General features: G+C 62.1%; 27 protein-coding genes. 6 read left to right on the top strand and 21 right to left on the bottom strand.

All coding sequences use genetic code 11. The annotated features are described in order from the left end of the window. Positions 1-10 precede the first annotated feature (10 nt). Together eccD and M5J06_RS10095 are read left to right on the top strand one after the other, a co-directional pair. A complete protein-coding gene (gene eccD / locus M5J06_RS10090; protein ID WP_070521649.1) occupies positions 11-1,342 on the top strand; it encodes a type VII secretion integral membrane protein EccD in 1,332 nt (443 codons plus the stop codon). Then, positions 1,339-2,583 carry a S8 family serine peptidase gene (locus M5J06_RS10095; protein WP_250224584.1) on the top strand — a complete coding sequence of 415 codons (1,245 nt, stop codon included), beginning with the start codon at positions 1,339-1,341 and terminating at the stop codon, positions 2,581-2,583. The genes eccD and M5J06_RS10095 overlap by 4 nt, the downstream gene beginning before the upstream one ends. Here the strand turns inward: M5J06_RS10095 and eccB are convergent. The 13 genes from eccB to secY all read right to left on the bottom strand — a co-directional run bounded on the left by eccB (position 2,474) and on the right by secY (position 12,829). Continuing rightward, complete coding sequence (gene eccB, locus M5J06_RS10100; RefSeq protein ID WP_250224585.1) at positions 2,474-3,733, bottom strand: type VII secretion protein EccB; 1,260 nt, start codon at positions 3,731-3,733, stop codon at positions 2,474-2,476. The two genes, M5J06_RS10095 and eccB, sit on opposite strands and share 110 nt — an antisense overlap. A 55-nt stretch (positions 3,734-3,788) precedes the next feature. Continuing rightward, on the bottom strand, positions 3,789-4,646 hold the full coding sequence (gene truA, locus M5J06_RS10105; protein WP_250224586.1) for a tRNA pseudouridine(38-40) synthase TruA: 858 nt from the start codon (positions 4,644-4,646) through the stop codon (positions 3,789-3,791). A gap of 15 nt (positions 4,647-4,661) precedes the next feature. Further along, entirely contained in the window at positions 4,662-5,495 is an 834-nt protein-coding gene (locus M5J06_RS10110) for a trimeric intracellular cation channel family protein (RefSeq protein WP_250224587.1), read from the bottom strand. Positions 5,496-5,596: 101 nt separating this feature from the next. Further along, on the bottom strand, positions 5,597-6,118 hold the full coding sequence (gene rplQ, locus M5J06_RS10115; RefSeq protein ID WP_070521664.1) for a 50S ribosomal protein L17: 522 nt from the start codon (positions 6,116-6,118) through the stop codon (positions 5,597-5,599). A 78-nt stretch (positions 6,119-6,196) separates the two neighbouring features. Beyond that, a complete protein-coding gene (locus M5J06_RS10120; protein WP_250224588.1) occupies positions 6,197-7,207 on the bottom strand; it encodes a DNA-directed RNA polymerase subunit alpha in 1,011 nt (336 codons plus the stop codon). Between the two features lie 69 nt (positions 7,208-7,276). Beyond that, positions 7,277-7,882, bottom strand: a complete 606-nt coding sequence (gene rpsD, locus M5J06_RS10125) for a 30S ribosomal protein S4 (RefSeq protein ID WP_010189536.1) — start codon at positions 7,880-7,882, stop codon at positions 7,277-7,279. A 21-nt stretch (positions 7,883-7,903) separates the two neighbouring features. Next, entirely contained in the window at positions 7,904-8,308 is a 405-nt protein-coding gene (gene rpsK / locus M5J06_RS10130) for a 30S ribosomal protein S11 (RefSeq protein WP_010189540.1), read from the bottom strand. Between the two features lie 3 nt (positions 8,309-8,311). Next, positions 8,312-8,680, bottom strand: coding sequence for a 30S ribosomal protein S13 (rpsM, locus tag M5J06_RS10135; RefSeq protein WP_010189542.1), 369 nt, complete (start codon positions 8,678-8,680; stop codon positions 8,312-8,314). A gap of 185 nt (positions 8,681-8,865) precedes the next feature. After that, entirely contained in the window at positions 8,866-9,084 is a 219-nt protein-coding gene (gene infA, locus M5J06_RS10140; RefSeq protein WP_003854422.1) for a translation initiation factor IF-1, read from the bottom strand. 222 nt (positions 9,085-9,306) lie between these two features. After that, the gene (locus M5J06_RS10145; RefSeq protein ID WP_250224589.1) at positions 9,307-10,098 is read right to left on the bottom strand and encodes a L,D-transpeptidase; all 792 of its coding nucleotides are present in this window, start codon (positions 10,096-10,098) and stop codon (positions 9,307-9,309) included. A 51-nt stretch (positions 10,099-10,149) separates the two neighbouring features. After that, positions 10,150-10,944, bottom strand: coding sequence for a type I methionyl aminopeptidase (map, locus tag M5J06_RS10150; protein WP_070530789.1), 795 nt, complete (start codon positions 10,942-10,944; stop codon positions 10,150-10,152). A 14-nt stretch (positions 10,945-10,958) separates the two neighbouring features. After that, positions 10,959-11,504 (bottom strand): adenylate kinase, encoded by a 546-nt coding sequence (locus M5J06_RS10155; protein WP_250224590.1) that lies wholly within the window; start codon positions 11,502-11,504, stop codon positions 10,959-10,961. After that, complete coding sequence (secY, locus tag M5J06_RS10160; RefSeq protein ID WP_070521679.1) at positions 11,504-12,829, bottom strand: preprotein translocase subunit SecY; 1,326 nt, start codon at positions 12,827-12,829, stop codon at positions 11,504-11,506. Before secY ends, M5J06_RS10155 begins: the two co-directional genes overlap by 1 nt. 380 nt (positions 12,830-13,209) lie before the next feature. On the opposite strand from secY, the gene M5J06_RS10165 reads away from it, so the two are divergent. Both M5J06_RS10165 and M5J06_RS10170 read left to right on the top strand, forming a co-directional pair. Next, positions 13,210-14,517 carry a class I SAM-dependent methyltransferase gene (locus M5J06_RS10165; protein ID WP_250224591.1) on the top strand — a complete coding sequence of 436 codons (1,308 nt, stop codon included), beginning with the start codon at positions 13,210-13,212 and terminating at the stop codon, positions 14,515-14,517. A gap of 17 nt (positions 14,518-14,534) precedes the next feature. Then, positions 14,535-16,016, top strand: a complete 1,482-nt coding sequence (locus M5J06_RS10170; RefSeq protein WP_250224592.1) for an FAD-binding oxidoreductase — start codon at positions 14,535-14,537, stop codon at positions 16,014-16,016. Between the two features lie 12 nt (positions 16,017-16,028). Here the strand turns inward: M5J06_RS10170 and M5J06_RS10175 are convergent, their stop codons facing one another. The 7 genes from M5J06_RS10175 to rpsH all read right to left on the bottom strand — a co-directional run bounded on the left by M5J06_RS10175 (position 16,029) and on the right by rpsH (position 19,153). After that, a complete protein-coding gene (locus M5J06_RS10175; RefSeq protein WP_070563546.1) occupies positions 16,029-16,367 on the bottom strand; it encodes a hypothetical protein in 339 nt (112 codons plus the stop codon). A gap of 140 nt (positions 16,368-16,507) precedes the next feature. Further along, positions 16,508-16,954, bottom strand: coding sequence for a 50S ribosomal protein L15 (gene rplO / locus M5J06_RS10180; RefSeq protein WP_070521691.1), 447 nt, complete (start codon positions 16,952-16,954; stop codon positions 16,508-16,510). A gap of 3 nt (positions 16,955-16,957) precedes the next feature. Then, complete coding sequence (rpmD, locus tag M5J06_RS10185) at positions 16,958-17,143, bottom strand: 50S ribosomal protein L30 (RefSeq protein ID WP_039673747.1); 186 nt, start codon at positions 17,141-17,143, stop codon at positions 16,958-16,960. Positions 17,144-17,146: 3 nt separating this feature from the next. Beyond that, complete coding sequence (gene rpsE / locus M5J06_RS10190; RefSeq protein ID WP_070521694.1) at positions 17,147-17,773, bottom strand: 30S ribosomal protein S5; 627 nt, start codon at positions 17,771-17,773, stop codon at positions 17,147-17,149. Positions 17,774-17,813: 40 nt separating this feature from the next. Continuing rightward, on the bottom strand, positions 17,814-18,215 hold the full coding sequence (gene rplR, locus M5J06_RS10195) for a 50S ribosomal protein L18 (RefSeq protein ID WP_070521697.1): 402 nt from the start codon (positions 18,213-18,215) through the stop codon (positions 17,814-17,816). 3 nt (positions 18,216-18,218) lie between these two features. Further along, positions 18,219-18,755 carry a 50S ribosomal protein L6 gene (gene rplF / locus M5J06_RS10200; RefSeq protein ID WP_070521700.1) on the bottom strand — a complete coding sequence of 179 codons (537 nt, stop codon included), beginning with the start codon at positions 18,753-18,755 and terminating at the stop codon, positions 18,219-18,221. A 14-nt stretch (positions 18,756-18,769) separates the two neighbouring features. Continuing rightward, positions 18,770-19,153, bottom strand: coding sequence for a 30S ribosomal protein S8 (rpsH, locus tag M5J06_RS10205; protein ID WP_070521703.1), 384 nt, complete (start codon positions 19,151-19,153; stop codon positions 18,770-18,772). A gap of 310 nt (positions 19,154-19,463) precedes the next feature. On the opposite strand from rpsH, the gene M5J06_RS10210 reads away from it, so the two are divergent. Further along, positions 19,464-19,712, top strand: a complete 249-nt coding sequence (locus M5J06_RS10210; RefSeq protein WP_070563549.1) for a DUF6457 domain-containing protein — start codon at positions 19,464-19,466, stop codon at positions 19,710-19,712. Then, the gene (fdhD, locus tag M5J06_RS10215) at positions 19,709-20,560 is read left to right on the top strand and encodes a formate dehydrogenase accessory sulfurtransferase FdhD (RefSeq protein WP_250224593.1); all 852 of its coding nucleotides are present in this window, start codon (positions 19,709-19,711) and stop codon (positions 20,558-20,560) included. The genes M5J06_RS10210 and fdhD overlap by 4 nt, the downstream gene beginning before the upstream one ends. Here the strand turns inward: fdhD and M5J06_RS10220 are convergent. Beyond that, complete coding sequence (locus tag M5J06_RS10220; RefSeq protein ID WP_070530801.1) at positions 20,529-21,314, bottom strand: formate/nitrite transporter family protein; 786 nt, start codon at positions 21,312-21,314, stop codon at positions 20,529-20,531. The genes fdhD and M5J06_RS10220 overlap by 32 nt on opposite strands. Positions 21,315-21,418: the final 104 nt, after the last annotated feature.

Here is a 21,418-nt window from a genome sequence, read left to right on the forward strand (position 1 = left end):
GGTACATTCCATGACTCGCGCACTCGCGCATTCTGTCCACGTCACCGTCCGTATCCACGCAGGTCATACCCGCAAAGAGGCGGACATATCCTTGCCGCTTTCTTCCAGCCTCGGGGAGGTGCTGGGGGAACTGCTCGTGCTTGTCGACGTCCCACCGGCCCCCATCCTGTGGCGCGCTACTACCGCGGCGGGCAAGACCATATCGATGACCACGCCGCTGGATCGCACCAGCGTGGAAGACGGTTCCGTCCTCGTGCTCAGCCCCGATGAGCCATCGCCGGCGCCGATTGTGCGCGATGCCGCGGAGGCGCTCGCTGCCGATGTCTCTGCAGCGCAGTTTTCCGGCCTGGCCGGGTTCTGGGGCGCAGCGGGGCTCATCGCCGTCGGCGCGTTGCTCGCCGCCGCGCTGTCTCCCGCGGTTGGCTGCACCGCCGCTGCGATAATCGGCCTCGTGCTCGCGGCGTGGACCCGGCGCGGCTCCCTGCTCGCGGCCTCCCACGTGGCTGCCGGGCTGGCGGGGGCGCTGGCCACTGGGGTGCCCTTCTTTGCTGGCCCATCCGGAACCGCGATTCCGGCCGCGCCACTCGTGGCTGCGGCGGCGGCCGTGGGTACCGTGGCGGTGCTCTCCCATCTGGTGCGCATCGGCGGAATACGTGCTCGGGCAAGTGCCGCGACGTGGTGCCTGCTCGTGCTCATCGGCCTGCTTGGCCCCGCCCCGCTGCTTGCCGCCACCGTGGCCCTACTCGCAGGCGCTCCCCTGTTCACCACGCGGCTCGCTGGCCTCCGGGTGCCACAACTTCCCACCGCCGGACAAGACCTGAGCATCTCCGATGAGGACCCTACGGATAACTCGCTCAAAGCCCGGCGCGCCGGGCAGGCCTACGAGGGAATCGCAGTGGGCTGCGCGCTGGCGGGCGTTCCTTCCCTTCTCCTCGTCGCGCTCAACGCTCACGAGGGCGCAACCGTCATTGTTTCCCAAGCCCTGTGCCTGAGTGTCGCGGGCGGTGTCATCGTGCATGCGGCACGCCACGCCCGGCCCGTCGCTGCGTGGGCGCTGGGAATCTATGGCCTTGCTGCTGCGTGTGCCGCGGTGGCCGTACCTCTACGCGAGTGGCAGCTGCTTTCCGCCCCAACGACGGGAACGTGGGTTCTTAGCATCGTTGCGGGTCTGGTCATCGCGGCCATGCTGTCCGTGCCGGTGTGGGCAGGCAAGCTACGGCAGATTGAGCCGACCACTATCGTGTGGTTCGAGCGCGCCGAGGCTCTCGCCCTGGCCGCGTGCCTGCCGCTGGCCGCGCACGTGGCGGGGCTCTTCGAGCTCATTCGGGGGTTGGGATCATGAAAAGGCTGACCCGAATAGGCGCTGTCGGCGCTGCGCTTGGTGTTTTCCTGGCTTGGGGTACCAGTGCTCTGTGTGCGCCGGTAGCCGTCGCCCGCGAACCGGATACTGCCTGCGCGAAGGCCACGCTCGCCACGGCAGGGCCACAGCCTTCCGCGCAGTACTCGGAGTACCGGGCGCGGCTGCATTCTTTTGCCACGGGTGCTGGGGTGAAAGTCGCGGTCATCGATACCGGGGTGGCCGCCCACCCACAGCTGCGGGTGACGCCTGGAGCAGACTTCGTGACCCCGGAGGAGCCCGACCCGCTGCGGGACTGCGACCTGCACGGGACGGTGGTGGCCGGCGTCATCGCTGGCAAGGAACTCGGCGTGGCCCCGGATGCGGAAATCTATTCCATCCGGCAAACCAGCTCGCACTACCGGACCCCAGCGCCGGACAACGATGAGGCGGACCGCGCCGGGGCCGGCACGCTGGCCAGCCTGGCTGCCGCCATCGAAGACGCCGTCAGCGCGGGGGTTCAGGTCATCAACGTCTCCGTGGTGTCGTGCGTTCCGCCGGAAGCCGCCACGCGGGTCGATCGTTCCGCCTTGGACGCGGCGCTGCAGCGCGCGGAAGGGGCTGGGGCGGTGGTTGTGGCGGCGTCGGGAAACGCGACGGCCGGCGGCTGTGAAAAGGATGACGTGGTCTTTCCCGCGGAAGCCGAAACCGTCCTCGCGGTTGGTGCTCTGGCCACGCCGCACGACCTCGCGGAGTATTCCATCACGGCACCGCTCAGCGCGGAAGGCAGCGTTCTCCTCGCGCTGGAGCCCGGCGGCGGATGGGCCACGGGAAAGGAGGACACCGTCTTTCAGGGAACGTCCTTTGCAGCTCCCCTGGTCAGTGGCACGATCGCCTTGTTGGCGCAGCGCTACCCTGGGGACTCCCCAGCACAGCTGCGCCAGCGCATCATTGACTCAGCAGAGCCCGGGCATGGGGTGGTTGATCCTCTCACAGCAGTGACCTATCGGCCCGCGAGCGAATCCCGTGAGGAGCGTGCCGTCGCGGTGAGGCCGCAGGCGGCGCCACCCGCCAAGGGCTGGCCAATTGTTCGCCTTCTCCTCGGCGCCGTGGCCTTCCTCGCCCTCGTAGCCACCCTCAGTGCTCAGACCCTAAGGCCTCCGCGCGGCTCAAAGCAGAGCCTTCCGGCAGCAGCCGCAGGATCTCCCACGGCACCCGCTCCGGTTCCCCCACCCCCAGTGCTTTAAGCTCTGCCGCGCTAGCCAGCTCGTGGCGCCTGCCGGTGGCGGAGACCACGTGGTAGCCGTGCCCGCTGTCCACGCCCACGCCAGCCTGGAGGCCGGCGAAACGCTGCGCGGCCGAGTCCCCCGGCAAGTCCACCGTGGCCGCCACCGGCCGCATGGTTCCGGCGCCTTGTTCGTGAGTTGCGCACAACCAGCCTTGCTCAGGAGACAGGAAGTCCACGCGGGTGGTGGGGAGGTTGAAGGACGGTGGGACGTCGCCCAGCGCGGCCACCTCCTGCGCCTGCGCAGGCAAACGCTGTGCGCCTAGGCCGACCAGCATCTCCGCCTGTGTGGGAGTGATGGAGAAAACACCCTGTTCCGTGCGCGCCCAGAGCTGCTCACCAGTATCCAGAATCTCCGGCGGGGCGGCCGGAAAGCTCAGCGGCTCCAGTTCGGCAAATGTGTTGAGCAGCTCCGCGGGCATGGCCCACACGGCGGTCTCCGCGGTCATCCCCAGCGCGCGCCGCAGAACCCGGCCTTGTGTGCTCGTAGCCTCGGGCAGCACGACGCGCCCCTGGCCGGTGAGCAGCCACTGCGTGCCATCGGATTCCACTACGGCGGCGTGCTCTTCATCGAATACGGGAACAGCGCGGTGCGCCACCACGGTCACGGTGCCAACGCGGCTGCTGGATTGCCAGTTCGCGCCCTGTGTTGATTCTTCCAAGCAGGCTGACCATCCTGGTTCCTGCCCAGTTGCGCTTGCAAGAAGGTTAGGGGCGTCTGCAATCCCCAGCGGGGTGCCCAGGCTCATCTGTTCCAAAAAGCTGTCCCCTGCCACATGCGGTTCGACCGGCTCGTTGGCGATGAGTCTGGCCGAAGCCAGGTTGGCCACGGGATGATAAGTGCCGTTGACCAGCGCTAGGAGCTGCCCTTCGGAAGAACGCACGACGGGCGCATCTCCGGGTTGCGGGTCCGGCTGCATCCACGCGATGAGCCCCGAGCCAAGACTCAAGAAGGCTACTGCGGCTACCCCGCCAAGCAAAGCGCGCTGGCGCCTTTTCAATGGATCATGAATCATGCGGATGTCCCCGAACACGAGTCCGTGCTCGAGGCGGCGCAAAAGGAACTTGTGGCCCGACACCTGGGCCTTGGTCGTTGGCAACGCGCGTGCCATGAGAATCCTCCCCCGAATCTGAGCGCCACCCTCCCACGGCGCAGTGGGTTCTAGATTAACCCAACTCGGTGTCCTCCGCAGCGCGACGACCACGGGTCATCTCCGCCCGCGCGGCCAACTGGTCCGCATCGGGGTAATCCACGCCCACCAGGCTCAAACCTTGGGCGTCGGCAAGCGGGATCTCGGAGGACCGGCTTTCTTCCCGCAGCATATGGGCGGCGAAGTCAACTCCGCGCGAGCCCTCCCCCACCCGCAAACAGCAGCCCACCAACGAGCGCACCATGGACCAGCAAAAGGCATCCGCGGTTACGTGCGCCTCGTAGAGCTGCGGCTCCGCGGGCGTCGACACGTCCTTCCACTCAAAGGCAAGGAGCTCGCGAATGGTCGTGGCGTGCGGCTTCGCCTTGCAGAAAGCCACGAAGTCATTGAGCCCCACCAGCTGATCGGCCGCGGCCTGCATTAGCTCCAGGTCCACTGGCTTGAACCACGTCGCGGTATCGCGTGCGCGAGTCGGAAGTGCACCGCGCGGATGGGTGGTGATGCGGTAGACGTAGCGGCGGCGTAAGGCAGAAAAGCGCGCGTCGAAATCTGCGGGAACTTCGGTGCAGGCGTGGACGCGGACGTCGGCAGGCAGCAACTTGGCCAAGCGTTTCACCAGCTTGGTGGGATCGCCGTCAATGCTGCGCTGTCCCAGCGCCGCCCATGTGGTATCTAAGTGCGCCACCTGACCGCTGGCATGCACTCCGGCATCGGTGCGCCCAGCCACGGTGAGCTCTACGTCGTGGCGCAGGATCATTGAGAGATTGTCCTCGAGAACTCCTTGGACTGTACGCAAATCCCCCTTCTGGCGAGCCCACCCGTGGAAGTCGGTGCCGTCGTAGGCCAGGTCTAGGCGAAGGCGAACGTTAGTCATGGATGCTGATTCTACCTAGTCGTTGGCATTCCACTCGCGATTGAGTTCCCAATCCTGGGCCGCGTGCTGGCGCTTCGCGCTCTTGCTCACGCCCAGCTTGCTCAAAGCGGCATAGCCAGCCCACTTGGGGCGCTTTAGATTTTTCTTGGCCTGGCCAGCTTTGCGCTTGGCCTTGCGGGCGCCATCCCGAACAATGCGGGCAGACAAGCGCAGGCGCGGGTCCATGGGTTGTTCGGCTCCCCGGTATTCAAACACCGGCAGCGACCATCCGAAGTAAATCGCGGCCACGCGCAGCGCCAGCGCCAGGCATACCGTCACGACGCCAGCGACCTCGGCGCTGAGCCCCAGCTCCATCAAGCCCGCATAAGAAAAGGCTGCAAGAACAGAAATGGAGGCGTACAGCTCCGCGGACAAGACCAGCGGGATACGGTCGGACAACAAGTCACGCAAAATACCGCCAAAGACACCGGTCAGCACCGCAGCCACGGCAGCGATAACCAACCCATGGCCATGTTCCAAGGCCTTCTGAGCGCCAAGGACGCTGAATACCGCAAGGCCCAGGGCGTCGAGAGCCAAGAATACATGCCGGAAATAGTGCATGAGGAAGGACATGTAAACCGTGGCGACGGCGGCGGCCACCACGGCCAAGAGGAACCGCGGTTCCGCCACCCACGTCAACGGGTAGGCGCCCAGCACCATGTCGCGGATCGTGCCGCCGCCCAATGCGGTGACTGCGCCCAACATGATGACGCCAAACAGATCCATCTTTTGCCGGCCAGCGGACAGCGCAGCGGTCATCGCCTCGGAGACGATGCCGATTACGTACAGCACAGTAAACAGCGGGGTCATAGAGTATACGTTCTGGTCGGGGTTATATAGCCCAGAAAGCATAACAAAAGGCCGCAGCCCCACCTAAGGTGGTACTGCGGCCTAGTTAAGGCGAGAGAAGTTTACTTCTCCTCGGACTCCTCAGCAGCGGTCTCCTCGACCTCTGCCTCGGTTGCCTCTGCCTTTGCTTCCTCAGCGGATTCAGCCTCAGCCTCTTCAGCCTTAGCTTCCTCGGCCTGCTTGGAAGCAGCAGCGCGGGTAGCGCGGTTAGCCTCGGAGGTCACGGTCTCCTCAAGAACGAGGGAGATCTGGGACATCGGGGCGTTGTCGCCGGAGCGGTTGTCCAGCTTGATGATGCGGGTGTAGCCACCCTCACGGTTCTCGAACTTCGGTGCCAGCTCGTCGAAGAGGTAGGCAACGACATCCTTGTGCGGGATGAGCTTGAGAACTGCGCGACGGTCAGCAACGGTGCCGGCCTTCGCCTTGGTGATGATCTTCTCGGCGTAAGGACGAAGCAGCTTCGCCTTAGCGTCGGTGGTCTTGATTGCGCCGTGCTCGAACAGGCTCGCTGCCAGGTTGCTCAGCAGGTGCTTCTGCTGGCTGGCGGAGCCGCCGAGACGCGGACCCTTCTTGGGGGTAGGCATTGTGTACTCCTCGTGTGCGGATTAAGTGAGCGCGCGACGGGGCGCACAAGTCGCGCCGTCACGATTCAGTGGAATTCTTTACTCGGAATTGTCGGAAGCCGGGTCCTTGAAGTCGCCGGTTTCTGCGTCGTAGCCTTCGAGCTGGGTCGGGTCGAAGTCCTCAGGGGTGTCCTTGAGAGCCAGGCCCAGGTTAGCCAGCTTGATCTTTACCTCATTGATCGACTTCTGACCGAAGTTGCGGATATCCAGCAGGTCCGATTCGGTGCACTCTGCGAGCTCACCAACGGTGTGGATTTCCTGGCGCTTCAGGCAGTTGTAGGAGCGGACGGAGAAGTTCAGATCCTCGATCGGCATGCTGTAGGCGGCGATGTACTCCGTCTCCTGCGGGGACGGGCCAATCTCAATGCCCTCAGCAGCGGTGTTCAACTCGCGGGCCAGGCCGAAGAGCTCGACCAGGGTGCCACCGGCGGAAGCCAGGGCGTCGCGTGCGGAAATCGAGTTCTTGGTCTCGACGTCGATGATCAGCTTGTCAAAGTCGGTGCGCTGCTCAACACGAGTAGCTTCGACCTTGTAGGAGACCTTCAGTACCGGGGAGTAGATCTGGTCGACCGGAATGCGGCCGATTTCCCCGGAAGTGGAGGCAGCCGGGACGTAGCCACGGCCGCGCTCGACGACGAGTTCCATCTCCAGCTTGGCGGAATCATTCAGCGATGCGATGTGCAGATCCGAGTTGTGGATCTCCACGCCAGCCGGCGGCTGGATATCGCCTGCAGTTACCTCACCCGGGCCTTCCTTGCTCAGGTACATAACCACCGGCTCGTCAGAGTCGGAGGACAGAACCAGACCCTTGATGTTCAGGATGATTTCGGAAACGTCTTCCTTCACGCCGTTGATGGTGGTGAACTCGTGGAGCACACCATCAATCTTGATGGAGGTTACTGCCGCGCCCGGGATGGACGAGAGCAGCGTGCGACGAAGCGAGTTACCGAGGGTGTAACCAAAGCCCGGCTCGAGCGGTTCGATGACGAACTTGGAGCGAGACGAGTCAATGAATTCCTCGGTGAGCTGAGGACGCTGGGAAATAAGCATGGAGTTTCTCCTTGTCGGCGCCCGCTATATGACGCCGGTAGAAGGGGTAAAGATGAAAATGTCGAAGGATTACTTCGAGTAAAGCTCAACGATGAGCTGCTCCTGCAGCGGAACGTCGATCTGAGCGCGCTCGGGCAGCTGGTGCACGAGGATGCGCAGGGTGTCCGGAACGACCTGCAGCCACGCCGGAACGTTGGCGTCTACCAGGCGGTCCTGAGCCTCTTCGAACCATTCCATCTTCTGGGAACGCTCACGAACATCGATGATGTCGTACTGCGTAACGCGGAAGGACGGAACGTTGATCTTCTTGCCGTTCACGGTGAAGTGACCGTGGGAGACAAGCTGGCGAGCCTGGCGGCGGGTGTTGGCCAGACCAGCGCGGTAGATCACGTTGTCGAGACGGGACTCGAGCAGAACGACGAGGTTGTCACCGGTCTTGCCCGGGAGACGGTTAGCCTCGGCGTAGTAGCGGCGGAACTGACGCTCCAGCACGCCGTAGGTGTACTTTGCCTTCTGCTTCTCCTGGAGCTGCAGCAGGTACTCAGATTCCTTGATGCGGTTGCGGCCAGCCTGTCCCGGTGGGTACGGGCGGCGCTCAAATGCCATGTCGCCGCCGACCAGGTCGACGCGCAGACGGCGGGATACGCGGGTAGCGGGGCCAGTATAACGAGCCATTTTCTTACCTCTTCCTTTCCCTTAAACCTTGCGGCGCTTGGTCGGACGGCAGCCGTTGTGCGGCTGTGGGGTGGCATCCGTGATCGAGGAAACCTCGAGGCCTGCAGCCTGCAGGGAACGGATGGCGGTCTCGCGGCCGGAGCCCGGACCCTTGACGAAAACGTCAACCTTCTTCATACCGTGGTCCATGGCCTTGCGGGCCGCGTTCTCAGCAGCCATCTGCGCTGCGAACGGGGTGGACTTACGGGAACCCTTGAAGCCAACGTGGCCGGAGGATGCCCAGGAGATGACAGCACCGTGCGGGTCCGTGATGGACACGATGGTGTTGTTGAAGGTGGACTTGATGTATGCGTGGCCAGCGGCCACGTTCTTCTTTACGACGCGACGACCACCACGGCGCGCGCCGGAACGAGTCTTAGGTGGCATGTGTTACTTCTTCTTTCCTGCGATCGTCTTCTTCGGACCCTTGCGCGTACGAGCGTTGGTCTTGGTGCGCTGACCACGAACAGGCAGTCCACGACGGTGGCGGATGCCCTGGTAGCAACCGATTTCAATCTTGCGACGGATGTCAGCCTGAACCTGGCGGCGGAGGTCACCCTCGACCTTCCAGGTAGCTTCGATAACGTCACGCAGCGCCGACAGCTGATCGTCGTCGAGGTTGTCGGTGCGCAGGTCAGGAGAAATGCCGGTCTTTTCCAGCAGCTCCTTGGCACGGGCAGGCCCGATGCCGTAGATGTAGGTGAGAGCAACCTCCATGCGCTTGTTGCGCGGGAGGTCAACACCAGCTAGACGTGCCATATGGCTAGTCCTTTCGGGTTGTTACGATGGTTTTCTCCACATCCGTCCCCCGCCACGCATACGCTTCGCCCCGGGCCGTGCCGGGGAACTGTGGGCATGCTTAGCAGCGTGGGCTCAGGCCATCGCAGCCTGAGGTAGAAAGGGACGCATCAAGTGCGTCCCGTGGGTGAGGAGGCTTACTGTCTTTACTTGTAGCGGTAGACGATGCGTCCGCGGGTTAGGTCATAAGGAGACAGCTCCACGACAACGCGATCCTCCGGGAGGATGCGGATGTAGTGCTGACGCATCTTGCCCGAAATGTGGGCAAGTACCTTATGCCCGTTGTCGAGCTCGACGCGGAACATTGCGTTGGGCAGGGGTTCGACGATGCGACCCTCAACCTCGATTGCGCCTTCCTTAGCCATAACCTCTACTTTTCTGGTGGAGTTCTTCGCGCCGCGCTTGGCGACGCCCCCACCTGCATGTTTGGTGTCTACTGCCTGGTGTCCTCCACAACCACTTTGGCTGCGTACAGACACCAGCTCTAAAGCATACGCTGCGGATACGTGTTTTCCAAATATAAAACCTCCCATCGTCCGAAGGCGCGGGAGGTATGCGAGACAGTCGGCTATCTTGCCGCTGCGGTTCTAGTAGATGAAGACCTTGGAACCCATCGGCACATCGTTCCAGTAGCGGACGGCGTCCTGGTGGGTCAGGCGTACGCAGCCATTGGACTCATAAGCCGGGGAGCCCTCGTGGAAGGCGTGGCCATTGTTGGTGAAGTACATGGCGTAGGGCATCGGCGCGTTTCCGAACTCCCAGGAGATCTCGTCCTTGATCTTGCGGTTGATATAGAACGTACCGGCCGGGGTCTCCTCACCTGGCTTACCGGTAGACATACCCTGAGCAACGTAGGTCACGTTGCCGTTGCCGTCCTGCAGCCACGAGCGGCGACCGGCGCGATCCACGCAGATGCGGGCGTCAGCCGGGCACGGCCCAACGTCGAAGCGCTGAGCCTGACGCTCAGCCTCAGCCTTGCGGGCAGCCTCTTCAGCAGCTGCCTTTTCGCGTGCAACCTGCTCAGCATGGGCACGCTCAGCTGCTTCGCGAGCCGCACGAATCTCGGCGTTCTTCTGCTCAATGAGGCCCGGGAAGACCAGTTCAATGGCACCGTCGATGACGGGGCGCAGGGCATCAGCAGCCTGCGGGTTAACGTTGTGCAGCGTCTCCAGCATCTGGTTGCGGCTGTTCCACGCGTTCTCACGGGTCTGGCCGGCGAACTCATCAATCTGAGATTGGACGTCGGAGGACAGGGAATCAATCGAAGGGACCGTCTGTGCGTTTGCGGCGGGGGCAACCGAGAGAGTGGCGGCTACCAGGCCAATTGCGGTGGCACGGCGTAGGGAACGAGCGCCAACAAAGGAGCGAATCTTAGACATGTGGAGAAGTATAAACCTTCCTCCACGGTTTTCCTACCTGAATGTTGCGTTTTAGTAACGCTGTGTCAGAATTCGAGGACCATTCTCCGTTGCCGCCACGGTGTGTTCCCAGTGGGCAGCCAGCGATCCGTCGAGGGTGACAACGGTCCAGTCGTCGTCAAGCACGGCGTTGTCCTCAGTGCCCAGCGCCAGCATAGGTTCAATGGCCAGGACGGAGCCTTCCTGGATGATAGGACCGCGCCCTGCCTTGCCTTCATTGGCCAGGTAGGGGTCTTCGTGCATTTCGTGGCCGATACCGTGGCCGCCGTAGCCGTCAACAATAAACAGGTCAACGCCAAACTTATCCTCGGCGCGGTAGGTGGCCTGCTCGAGGGCGGCGGAGACGTCGGTAAGCCGGTTGCCGGGGACCATGGCCTTAAGCCCTTCGTGGAGGACCCATTCGGTGGCATCAGACAGCGCCTGCGCCTCAGAGCTGAGCTTGCCGACGCCAAACGTCCACGCGCTATCCCCCACCCAGCCGTCGAGCGTAGCGCCACAGTCGATGGAGACAAGGTCCCCTTCAGCGAGGACAATCTCCTTGCTGGGTATGCCATGGACAATGACGTCGTTGACTGACGCACAGATGGACCCCGGAAAACCGCCGTAACCCTTGAAGGTGGGCACGGCACCGGCATCTCGAATGGTCTGCTCGGCTACGTGGTCGAGCTCGAGCGTGCTCACGCCAACTGCAGCGGCGGCACGCACCGCCTGCAGGGCGCGGCCGACGATTTCGCCAGCCGCCTGCATGGCATCAAGCTCGCCGGGAGTGCGGGCCGGAATCGTTTTAGTGCGTCGACGAAAAGCCATGACAAAAAGACGGGCTACTTGCCCATTGCCTTCAGGGTACGCTCGTTGATTTCCTCAACGGTTCCTTCAGCCTTGATGGAGATGATGGTATCGCCATAGTGCTCGATGAGCGGGAAGGTCTCCTCGCGGTAGACGCCTAGGCGTGTGCGGATGGTCTCCTCGGTGTCGTCCGCGCGGCCGCGGGCGAGCATGCGCTCGACCACGACGTCCTCGGATACCTCAAAGTTCAGCACGCCGTCGAGCTTCAGGCCCTTGTCGGAGAGGAGCTTCTCAAGAATATCGGCCTGCTCCACGGTGCGGGGGAAGCCGTCGAGAAGGAAGCCATCCTTGGCGTCATCCTGGTTGAGGCGGTCCTCCACCATGCGGGCGGTGACATCAGTCGGCACCAGCTTGCCGGCGTCGATGTAGGACTTAGCCTCGACGCCGAGCGGGGTGCCCTCACCAATGTTGGCGCGGAAGAGGTCACCGGTGGAGATGTGCGGAACGCCGAGCTTTTCGCTGAGGAGGGCGGCTTGGGTGCCCTTGCCGGCACCGGGAGGGCCAAGGAGTACGTAACGCATTACTTAAGCAGTCCTTCGTAGTTGGATTGTAGGAGCTGGGACTCGATTTGCTTGACCGTGGTCAGGGCCACCGAGACCATAATGAGGATGGCGGTACCGCCGAAGGCGGAAGTGCCGCTGGCACCTGCGCGGCCCACGCCGAGGTCCAGAAGGATATTCGGCAGAACAGCGATGAGCGCCAGGTAGATCGAACCGACGAACAGAAGGCGGTTCATGACGAATCCCAGGTATTCGGCGGTCGGCCGACCCGGGCGGATACCCGGGATAAATCCACCATACTTCTTCATGTTCTCCGCCTGTTCAGCAGGGTCATACTGAACCGAGACATAGAAGTAGGAGAAGAAGATGGTGAGGACGAAGTAAAGGACGATGTACTGCCAGGAGCTCGGTGCCTGCAGGTGCGCAATCACGTTGCGCTGCCACCAGTTATCGGACACGCCCGGGGAGCCGGAGTTGACGATCTGGGTGATAAGCACCGGCATGTAGATCAGCGAGGAAGCGAAGATAACCGGGATAACGCCGGCCTGGTTGACCTTGAGCGGCAGGTAGGTCGACGAACCACCGTACTGGCGACGGCCAACCATACGCTTTGCGTACTGCACCGGAATGCGGCGCTGCCCCTGCTCGATGAAGGTGATGCCCACGACGAGGACGATGAGGCCGGCGACCACCATGGCGAAGACGAGGCCACCGTTGTTCTGCATGATGCTGACGCCATCGGTGGGAAGGCGGGTAGCGATACCGGCGAAAATCATCAGCGACATACCGTTACCAATGCCCTTCTCCGTAATCAGCTCACCCATCCACATCACGAGGATGGCGCCGGAGGTCATGGTGATAACGAGCACGACGAGGGTGAAGAAGTTACGGTCCTCCGCCAGGACGCGTACGCCTTGCCCCAAGAGTTGCTCGCGGTCCGCCAGGGCCACAATGCCCGAAGACTGCAGAAGCGCCAGCGCCAGGGTGAGGTAGCGCGTGTACTGCGTCATCTTGGCCTGACCGGACTGCCCCTCCTTCTTCAACTGCTCGAAGTGAGGAATCACCACGGTGAGCAGCTGCACGATAATCGACGCCGTAATGTACGGCATGATGCCGATGGCGAAGATCGACAGCTGCAGCAGCGCGCCACCGGAGAACAGGTTGATCACCGAGTAGAGGTTGCCGGATTCCTCCGTGAGGTCACGAAGGCGGCCGGCGATGGTGGCGTAATCAACGCCCGGCGACGGGATCTGCGCGCCAACGCGGTAGAGGATAATCAACACGAGCGTGAAGATGATCTTCTTACGCAGGTCGGCATCTTTAAAAGCCTGCAAAATGGCGGACACTACTTAATCCTCCTGGCCTACCGCGCTTGTTGTGCGGTTCGAATTCGCCGCGCACGGGGGTGGATCTCATCTGTTCCCAAAAGCTAAGAGCCCTCTTAAGGCATCTCATAGGAACGGTTGAACACTTTTGACCCCATTACCCTACCAGCCTTGGCCACTTTCGCCACATTAACCCCGCACATGGCCGCCCGGAGGTCCCCTTTTTAGTTTCTCCCTTAGCGCTATCCCCGGATTAGGCCTACCATTGCCTGTGTTGTCTGAAGGCAATGTCCTTACAAGATTTCTACGTCTTTTCGACCTCCCCCGCGACGCCCGGGGCGTCTCGGAGTATGGCCGTTCTTTTTCTGCCAGCCAATGAACCGAAAGAAGTATGTAGTTTTATGAGTAAGCGATTCTCTCCAATGACCGTGGCCGAGATTATCGATGCATTCGTCCCCAGCCCCAACCCCTTCCGCTGGGAGGCTTTCGATGGTTCCGCCACCGGCCCAGCCGATGCGCAGTTTACCGTCAAGATCAACAACCTCCAGGGCTTGGCCTATATCGCTACTCACCCAGGGGATGTAGGGTTTGCCCGCGCTTATGTCACCGACGGCATCACTGTCGAGGGCGAGCACCCGGCGCACCCCTACGGCATCTTCGATGCGCTGCACGCCATGTATGACAAGTTCACCCGCCCGGACGCGAAGACCTTGGCCAGGGTGGCGCGCTCCCTGGCCTCGATGGGAGCTTTCCAGATCCAGCCGGTCCCGGAAGTAGAACGCGCCTCGTGGCTGCGCCGCAAGCTGCACGAAGGATTGTCCAAGCACTCCAAGGAGCGCGACGCAGAAGTCATCTCCGATCACTACGACGTAGGCAATGACTTCTACGAGCTCTTCCTCGGTGACTCGATGACGTATACCTGCGCTTACTATCCCTCCCCTGACGCCACGCTCGATGAGGCCCAGGAAAACAAGTATCGCCTCATCTTTGACAAGTTGCGCCTCAAGAAGGGCGACCGCCACCTCGACGTCGGCTGCGGCTGGGGCGGCATGGTGCGCTACGCCGCCAAGCGCGGCGTGAAGTCCCTCGGCGTGACCCTTTCCAAGGAACAGGCTGAGTGGGGCCAGGCCAAGATCAAGGAGGAGGGTCTCGAGGACCTCGCGGAAATCCGCTTCATGGACTATCGCGACGTCACCGAGGAAGGCTTCGACGCTATCTCCGCCATCGGGCTACTCGAGCACATCGGCGTCAAGAACTACCCGGACTTCTTCCGTTTCCTCAACGGCAAGCTCAAGCCGGGTGGATTGATGCTCAACCACTGCATTACCTACCCGGATAATCACAAGACTCCGAAGGGCGGCTTCATTGACCGCTATATCTTCCCCGACGGTGAGCTCTCCGGCTCCGGCACCATCACGAAGTGCATGCAGGATGCCGGCTTCGAAGTTGTCCACACGGAATCCCTGCGCTTCGACTACATGCGCACTCTGCACGATTGGTGCGAGAACCTCAAGGAGACGTGGGAGGAGGCCTGCTCTCTGGTGGGCCTGCCCACCGCGCGCCTGTGGGCCATCTATATGGCCGGCTCCGAGTGGGGCTTCGAGCACAACATCATCAACCTGTACCACTTCTTGGGCGTCAAGCTGGGTGAGGCAGGTTCTCGTTCCGGCGTGCCCGAGCGCCGCTGGTGGGAAGATTCGCGCTTCTAAAGATTTAAAGGAATTCTATGTTGACTGATCTCATTCGCAATCACCGCAGCGTCGATGCCGTGGAGATCCCGCCGGTGGGCTGGAAGGCACACAGGCAAGGCGTCGATAAGCTCCTGCGTAGCTTCCGCGCGGTGCCCAAGGACAAGCGCGTACGTCTAGCGAAGAAAACCTCGAATCTTTTCCGCGGGCGCAGCGGCGAGCAGGTGGGGCTCGACGTGTCCGGTCTGAGTGGGGTCATTGAGGTCGATCCGATTGCGCAGACTGCCGAGGTTCAGGGCATGTGCACCTACGAAGACCTTGTGGACGCCACCTTGCCGCACGGTCTTATGCCCTTCGTGGTGCCGCAGCTCAAGACCATTACGCTCGGCGGTGCGGTGACGGGCATGGGCGTGGAATCCACGAGCTTCCGCGATGGATTGCCGCACGAATCCGTGCTGGAGATGGACATCCTCACCGGCTCTGGGGAGATTCTCACGTGCTCGCGCGAGGAGAATGTCGATCTCTTCCGTCTCTTCCCCAACTCCTATGGCTCCTTGGGCTATGCGGTGCGCCTCAAGATTGAGCTGCGCGCGGTGAAGCCTTACGTGGAGCTGCGGGAGGTGCGCTTCCACGACTTTGAGTCCTTGGCACGCACGCTTGACGACGTCTCCCGCTCCCACTCCTATGACGGCGTCGATGTCCACGGCCTCGATGGCGTGGTCTTCTCCCCGGAGGAATCCTACCTGGTTATGGCCCGTTTTACGGAGGAGGAGGGGCCGACCTCCGACTACACGCGGGAGAAGATTTTCTACCGCAGCCTCCAGCACGCCCGGGGTATTCGCCGCGACCGCCTCGCGGTACGCGATTACATCTGGCGCTGGGATACTGACTGGTTCTGGTGCTCGCGAGCCTTCGGCGCGCAGAACCCGCGCGTCCGAAAGGTCTGGCCACGGCAGCTGCGGCGCAGCTCTTTCTACTGGAAGCTCGTGCGCCTGGACCGGAAATACGAGCTGGAGTACAACTTCATCAAGAAGCCAAAGGGCCTGCCGCGGGGTGAGCGCGTGGTGCAGGACATCGAGGTCATCCCGGAGAATCTGCCGGAGTTCTTGGACTGGTTCTTTACCGCCTCCGATATCCAACCGGTGTGGCTGTGCCCGATTCGGCTTCGCGAAGGCGTCGAAGAGCTCGTCGGCACTGGCTCTCTCGCGGCTGACTCCCCCGCCCCGTGGCCGCTGTATCCGCTGCGCCCGGACCAAACCTGGGTCAACGTGGGGTTCTGGTCAGGCGTGGAGGGCAATCACGTCGACCCCTCCGCCCCGGGCAACGGCGCCTTCAACCGCGTCATCGAAGCTAAAGTCAGCGAGCTTGGCGGGCATAAGTCGCTGTACTCAGAAGCCTTCTACTCCCCCGAAGAATTTGCCGAGCTCTACGGCGGTGACCTGCCGGAGCGCATTAAAGCGCTCACCGACCCGGACAGCCGCTTCCCCGGCCTCTATGAAAAGACGGTCAACGACGCCTAACGCGCTGCCTTCCTAGGCAACTGCATCGACGCGATCAAAACCGTTGGTGGCTAGGGCCTTCATAACGCGGTCCACGGCTGCTTGGTCGGTATCCGGGTTGTAGGTTTCCAGGAAGACGATGTGCGCGGTGTCGTTGCCTTCAAAGCGGATGGTCATGAAGTCGTGCCCGAGCTCCTGGGTGGCAAGGGCCAGCTCGCGCTGCACCGCCAGCTCGCCGCTGGGCAGGTTTTCCGTGCTGGTGGCGGACTCTGGCTGGGAGAGCATCTCCTGTGCATCGACGGGGCCAGTAACGCCAGCCAGGGGCAGAAGTGCGGCGATGGCGGTTGCCACGATGGAAGATACGGACGACATAACAATCTCCTTAACGCTTACTAAGATTTAACCAAGGGTCATACTACTCTTCTTAGCTGCGCGCGCACAATAGGCATGAAAAATCCCCCTGCCCCGCACGAATGCGGTGGACAGGGGGAAGAAATCTACTGAGTAGAGACTTACTTGGTGGTGGCGGTGCCGCCAGCAGCCTCGATCTTCTCAACAGCAGACTTGGAGAACTTGTCAGCGGTGACGTTCAACTTAACGTTGATGTCGCCGTTGCCCAGAACCTTGACCGGCTGGTTCTTGCGAACCAGGCCAGCAGCGACGATGTCCGCTACGGTGACGTCGCCACCCTGAGCGAAAGCCTCTGCGAGGTCAGCAACGTTGACTACCTGGTACTCAACGTGGTTCGGGTTCTTGAAGCCCTTGAGCTTCGGCAGACGCATGTGGATCGGCATCTGGCCACCCTCGAAAGCAGCGGAAACCTGCTTGCGAGCACCGGTGCCCTTGGTACCGCGACCAGCGGTCTTACCCTTGGATGCCTCACCGCGGCCGACGCGGGTCTTGGGCTTATTGGAGCCTGCGGACGGGCGCAGGTCGTGGAGCTTGATGATATCAGCCATGGTTTACTCCCCTGCCACTTCTTCGACGGTGACCAGGTGACGCACCTTGTGAACCATGCCGCGAATAATCGGGGTGTCCTGCTTTACAACAGAGTGTCCGATGCGCTTGAGGCCAAGAGCCTCAATGTTGGCGCGGTGGTTCGGCTTGGTGCCCACAAGGCCCTTTACCTGAGTAATCTTCAGAGCCATTGCTTATGCCTCCTGACCTGCGCGCTTGCGCAGCATCTGGGCCGGTGCGACCTCCTCGAGGGACTTGCCGCGACGTGCAGCAACTTCCTCCGGGCGAACCAGCTGCTTGAGGCCGTCCACGGTAGCGCGGACGACGTTGAGAGCGTTGTCGGAGCCCAGGGACTTCGACAAAATGTCCTGCACACCGGCGCACTCAAGCACCGGACGAGCAGCACCACCGGCGATGACACCGGTACCCGGAGCGGCCGGCTTCATCATGACGATGCCAGCTGCGTCGCGACCCTCAACCGGGTGGGTAATGGTGCCGGCAATCATCGGGACGCGGAAGAAGTTTTTGCGAGCCTCTTCTGCACCCTTCTGGATTGCGGCCGGGACTTCCTTGGCCTTGCCGTAACCGACGCCAACCATGCCCTGGCCGTCGCCAACGACGACGAGAGCGGTGAAGGACATGTTGCGGCCACCCTTAACGGTCTTGGAGACGCGGTTGATGGTCACAACGCGCTCGATGTACTTATCGCGCTCGTTGTCCTGGTGGTTGCGGCGGTCGTTACGACGGCCGTTGTTGCGACCCTTGCGGTCGTTGTTGTTCTCGGCGGAGCGTCCGCCGTCACGCTGTTCACGGTCCGACATTAGGCGTTCCTTCCGTTGATGTTTCCGTATGCCTTAATCATTAGAACTGCAGACCACCTTCACGAGCAGCTTCGGCCAGCGCAGCAACGCGGCCGTGGTACTTGTAGCCTGCACGGTCGAAGACGACCTTCTCGATGCCAGCGGCCTTGGCGCGCTCAGCGATGAGCTGGCCTACCTTGGCAGCCTTGGCCTTCTTATCGCCCTCGAGTGCACGCACGTCGGCTTCCATGGAGGAAGCAGCAGCCAGGGTGTGGCCGGCCAGGTCGTCGATGACCTGAACGTGCATGTGGCGGGAGGAGCGGTGAACGACCAGACGCGGTGCCTCAGGGGTGCCGCGGAGGGTCTTACGGATGCGGAAGTGGCGGCGCGCGCGTGCTTCACGACGACGCGAGGAAATGTCCTTGCCAACCGGGGTGCGCTTTGCGTTTTCAGTGTTAGCCATTGCTTACTTACCCGTCTTTCCGACCTTGCGGCGGATCTGCTCGCCGTCGTAGCGAATACCCTTGCCCTTGTAAGGATCGTCCTTACGCAGGCGGCGGATGTACGCGGCGACCTGTCCAACCAGTTGCTTGTCAATACCAGATACGGAGAGCTTGGTTGCGCCATCCACAGCGAAGGTGATGCCCTCCGGAGCCTTGATGAGGATCGGGTGGGAGTAGCCCAGAGAGAACTCCAGGTCCTTACCCTTCTGCTGAACGCGGTAACCAACACCGAAGATTTCCATCTTCTTGGTGTAGCCCTCGGTCACGCCAACGACGGCGTTGTTGACCAGGGAGCGGGCCAGACCGTGCAGTGCGCGGTTCTTGCGGTCGTCGTCCGGACGGGAGACCTTGATCTCATCGTCCTCGACGGCTGCGGTGATCGGCTCCGGCAGCTCAACCTCGAGGGAGCCCTTGGACCCCTTCACGTTGACAACCTGGCCATTGATGGTGATGTCGACGCCCTTCGGGACGGCGATAGGTGCTAGACCGATACGAGACATGTGTCAATCCTCCCTTACCAGACGTAGGCGAGAACTTCTCCGCCTACACCCTTCTCCTGAGCCTGACGGTCGGTAAGCAGACCCTGAGACGTGGAAATGATGGCCACGCCCAGGCCGCCCAGAACCTGCGGCAGTTCGGTGGACTTTGCGTACACACGCAGACCCGGCTTAGACACGCGACGCAGACCCGAGAGGGAACGCTCACGATTGTTGTACTTAAGCTCGAGGGACAGCTCGCGGCCCTCGACGGAGTAGTCAGCGATGTAGCCTTCCTGCTTCAAGATCTCGGCGATGTTCGCCTTGAGCTTGGAGGTCGGCATCGACACGGAATCGTGGTGCGCATTGGATGCATTGCGCACGCGCGACAACATGTCGGCAATAGGATCAGTCATAGTCATATGAGTGACCTGTAACCTTTCTCGTTGCGGTTCCCTTAAAGCTCACCAAAGCGTTTTCCGTGTGATTTCGGGCTACTCACGCTCCCCGCGGTCAATACCGCGAGGCGCTCGCCACCCTTTGATACAGACAACGGTCCGCTGTCTACGGCGAGGGGCCTACAACAAAGTAGATGTGTTCAATTCTTCCGGCTTGGCACATTTGCGCACCTCCAGCGCCATTTTTGCGGCGCGGAGGAGGAAAAATGCAAGTCCGTCGGCTTACTTTACCCGCTGACATGCTGTTTTCCAAAACGCGTTAGCATGGGAAGTCATGAGTGAAGAACAAGACCCCATCCGCACGGCACACCAGTGGCTTGAGGAGGCTGCCGAGCTTGTCGGCGTCTCCCCGGCCGACGCCACCGCCTTGGTTAGAGAACTCCTCGATCTGACCAAGGACGTCGCGCATACCCAATCGCGCCCCGCTGCCCCGCTGACGGCGTACCTGGTCGGTTTGGCCTCGAAGGACGTCGACGAGGCCCGCACCCACATCGCCACGCTCAAGGAGGCCCTCAACCGATGAGCGGGCGCGTCAACGCCACCTTCGCCGTGACCAAGGTGCGCCTCGATGAGCACGGAGAGGTCATCCAGGTCGATACCCGCGGCGATACCGTCGCCGGCGAAGAGCCTTTGGAGATCCGCGTGGGCGGACAAACGCTGACCACGACGATGCGCACGCCCGGCCACGATGTCGAGCTGGCCCACGGTTTTCTTCATTCCGAGGGCCACATCGAGAAGGCCAGCGATGTCGCCGAGGCGCGCTACTGCGCCGGTGCCTCAGTGGACGGGCGCAACCCCTATAACCTGCTCGACGTTGAGCTAGCCAATCCCCACGCGATCAGCCTCGCCGATCTCCGCCTGACGACAACCACGTCTGCGTGCGGAGTATGCGGCACCTCCTCTATCGAGGCGCTAATGAAGCAGTCGCGATACCCAATCCCACAGGTGCCGGTGGATCCGGGGGTCGTCGCCAAGCTGCCCGGCGCCTTGAAAGCGGAGCAGAAGCAGTTCCGCAAAACCGGCGGCATCCACGCCGCGGGCGCCTTCACGCTCGAGGGAGAACCCGTCGTTGTACGCGAGGACGTCGGCAGGCACAACGCCGCCGACAAGGTTATCGGGCACCTACTGATGGAAGGAAGGCTCCCCGCCAGCAACCTCATCCTGGTGATGAGCTCGCGCGCCAGCTTCGAGCTGGTCAACAAGGCTGCTATGGCCGGCTTCGGCATGCTCGTTGCGGTCTCCGCTGCCTCCTCGCTGGCGGTTGAGACCGCCCGGGAAACCGGCATGGCGCTCGTGGGCTTTGCCCGCGGCGACCGCTTCAACCTCTACTCGGGCGAACTTAGTCGCGGTACGCCTCCGGGCCAGAGTTAAGCCAGGCGTACACGCCGCCAATAAGGAAGCCGCCGCCGATGAGGTTTCCCACCCACACAATGGACCAGTTGGCCAACACCGCGCCGAGGGTAAAGCCCTCCGGCAGCGGGCTGGCGCAGAAGAAGGTCAGGGTCATCAGGCAGAAGTTGGCGATAACGTGCTCCAGGCCCAGGCCCACGAAGCAGGCGATGATCGGCACGATGACGAAGAACTTGGACACCACGTCCTTAGCAAAGACCGCGCCGACGATAGCCATGTTGACCACGAAGTTGGCCAGCATGGCCTCCACCAGCAGCCCGCCTGGACCCTTGGTCAGCTTGCCCATCGAGAGGTTGGCAATGAGATGGTTGGGGTCGATTCCGCCCAGCTTGGCCGACATTCCCATGGCTGCAGCAAAGAGGGCAGCACCAACCAGGTTAAACAGCGTCGTGACCACCAGCAGCCACAGGCCCTTGCCCCAGCCCACCTGCTTAGTCACGGCGCCATAGACCATGTACATCATGTTGCCGGTGGCCAGCTCCGCGCCGAGAAGGACGATGGCAAACAGGCCCAAGCCGAACAGGCAGGCAAACACCAGCGAGCCCATGCCTTCCACATGCTTCTCGACGCCCATCCCCATCACCGCAGCAAACGCCGTACCGATGGCGAGGTACACACCCGCCAGGGTGGAGCGCACGGCAAACCGGCCAAAGGACTCGTCGAGCAACGCAACCTTTTTCTTGACCGCGGCTGCCGAAGCATCATTCAGGGACATTTCTTACCTCACTGGGGGACGCAGACTTCTCAGACGCTCGTAGTGTACTCCCCCGCGCTCAGGGTGACGAAACTCACCAGTGGCGCAGACACAAAAATTCCCCC

The sequence above is a fragment of the Corynebacterium intestinale genome (genome assembly GCF_023574125.1).
GTDB lineage: Bacteria > Actinomycetota > Actinomycetes > Mycobacteriales > Mycobacteriaceae > Corynebacterium > Corynebacterium hesseae.

Coding starts and splice junctions, on each gene's coding strand:
- eccD (WP_070521649.1), top strand. CDS start 11: ATGACTCGCGCACTCGCGCATTCTGTCCACGTCACCGTCCGTATCCAC.
- M5J06_RS10095 (WP_250224584.1), top strand. CDS start 1,339: ATGAAAAGGCTGACCCGAATAGGCGCTGTCGGCGCTGCGCTTGGTGTT.
- eccB (WP_250224585.1), bottom strand. CDS start 3,733: ATGGCACGCGCGTTGCCAACGACCAAGGCCCAGGTGTCGGGCCACAAG.
- truA (WP_250224586.1), bottom strand. CDS start 4,646: ATGACTAACGTTCGCCTTCGCCTAGACCTGGCCTACGACGGCACCGAC.
- M5J06_RS10110 (WP_250224587.1), bottom strand. CDS start 5,495: ATGACCCCGCTGTTTACTGTGCTGTACGTAATCGGCATCGTCTCCGAG.
- rplQ (WP_070521664.1), bottom strand. CDS start 6,118: ATGCCTACCCCCAAGAAGGGTCCGCGTCTCGGCGGCTCCGCCAGCCAG.
- M5J06_RS10120 (WP_250224588.1), bottom strand. CDS start 7,207: ATGCTTATTTCCCAGCGTCCTCAGCTCACCGAGGAATTCATTGACTCG.
- rpsD (WP_010189536.1), bottom strand. CDS start 7,882: ATGGCTCGTTATACTGGCCCCGCTACCCGCGTATCCCGCCGTCTGCGC.
- rpsK (WP_010189540.1), bottom strand. CDS start 8,308: ATGCCACCTAAGACTCGTTCCGGCGCGCGCCGTGGTGGTCGTCGCGTC.
- rpsM (WP_010189542.1), bottom strand. CDS start 8,680: ATGGCACGTCTAGCTGGTGTTGACCTCCCGCGCAACAAGCGCATGGAG.
- infA (WP_003854422.1), bottom strand. CDS start 9,084: ATGGCTAAGGAAGGCGCAATCGAGGTTGAGGGTCGCATCGTCGAACCC.
- M5J06_RS10145 (WP_250224589.1), bottom strand. CDS start 10,098: ATGTCTAAGATTCGCTCCTTTGTTGGCGCTCGTTCCCTACGCCGTGCC.
- map (WP_070530789.1), bottom strand. CDS start 10,944: ATGGCTTTTCGTCGACGCACTAAAACGATTCCGGCCCGCACTCCCGGC.
- M5J06_RS10155 (WP_250224590.1), bottom strand. CDS start 11,504: ATGCGTTACGTACTCCTTGGCCCTCCCGGTGCCGGCAAGGGCACCCAA.
- M5J06_RS10165 (WP_250224591.1), top strand. CDS start 13,210: ATGAGTAAGCGATTCTCTCCAATGACCGTGGCCGAGATTATCGATGCA.
- M5J06_RS10170 (WP_250224592.1), top strand. CDS start 14,535: ATGTTGACTGATCTCATTCGCAATCACCGCAGCGTCGATGCCGTGGAG.
- M5J06_RS10175 (WP_070563546.1), bottom strand. CDS start 16,367: ATGTCGTCCGTATCTTCCATCGTGGCAACCGCCATCGCCGCACTTCTG.
- rplO (WP_070521691.1), bottom strand. CDS start 16,954: ATGGCTGATATCATCAAGCTCCACGACCTGCGCCCGTCCGCAGGCTCC.
- rpmD (WP_039673747.1), bottom strand. CDS start 17,143: ATGGCTCTGAAGATTACTCAGGTAAAGGGCCTTGTGGGCACCAAGCCG.
- rpsE (WP_070521694.1), bottom strand. CDS start 17,773: ATGTCGGACCGTGAACAGCGTGACGGCGGACGCTCCGCCGAGAACAAC.
- rplR (WP_070521697.1), bottom strand. CDS start 18,215: ATGGCTAACACTGAAAACGCAAAGCGCACCCCGGTTGGCAAGGACATT.
- rplF (WP_070521700.1), bottom strand. CDS start 18,755: ATGTCTCGTATCGGTCTAGCACCTATCGCCGTCCCGAAGGGCGTCGAC.
- rpsH (WP_070521703.1), bottom strand. CDS start 19,153: ATGACTATGACTGATCCTATTGCCGACATGTTGTCGCGCGTGCGCAAT.
- M5J06_RS10210 (WP_070563549.1), top strand. CDS start 19,464: ATGAGTGAAGAACAAGACCCCATCCGCACGGCACACCAGTGGCTTGAG.
- fdhD (WP_250224593.1), top strand. CDS start 19,709: ATGAGCGGGCGCGTCAACGCCACCTTCGCCGTGACCAAGGTGCGCCTC.
- M5J06_RS10220 (WP_070530801.1), bottom strand. CDS start 21,314: ATGTCCCTGAATGATGCTTCGGCAGCCGCGGTCAAGAAAAAGGTTGCG.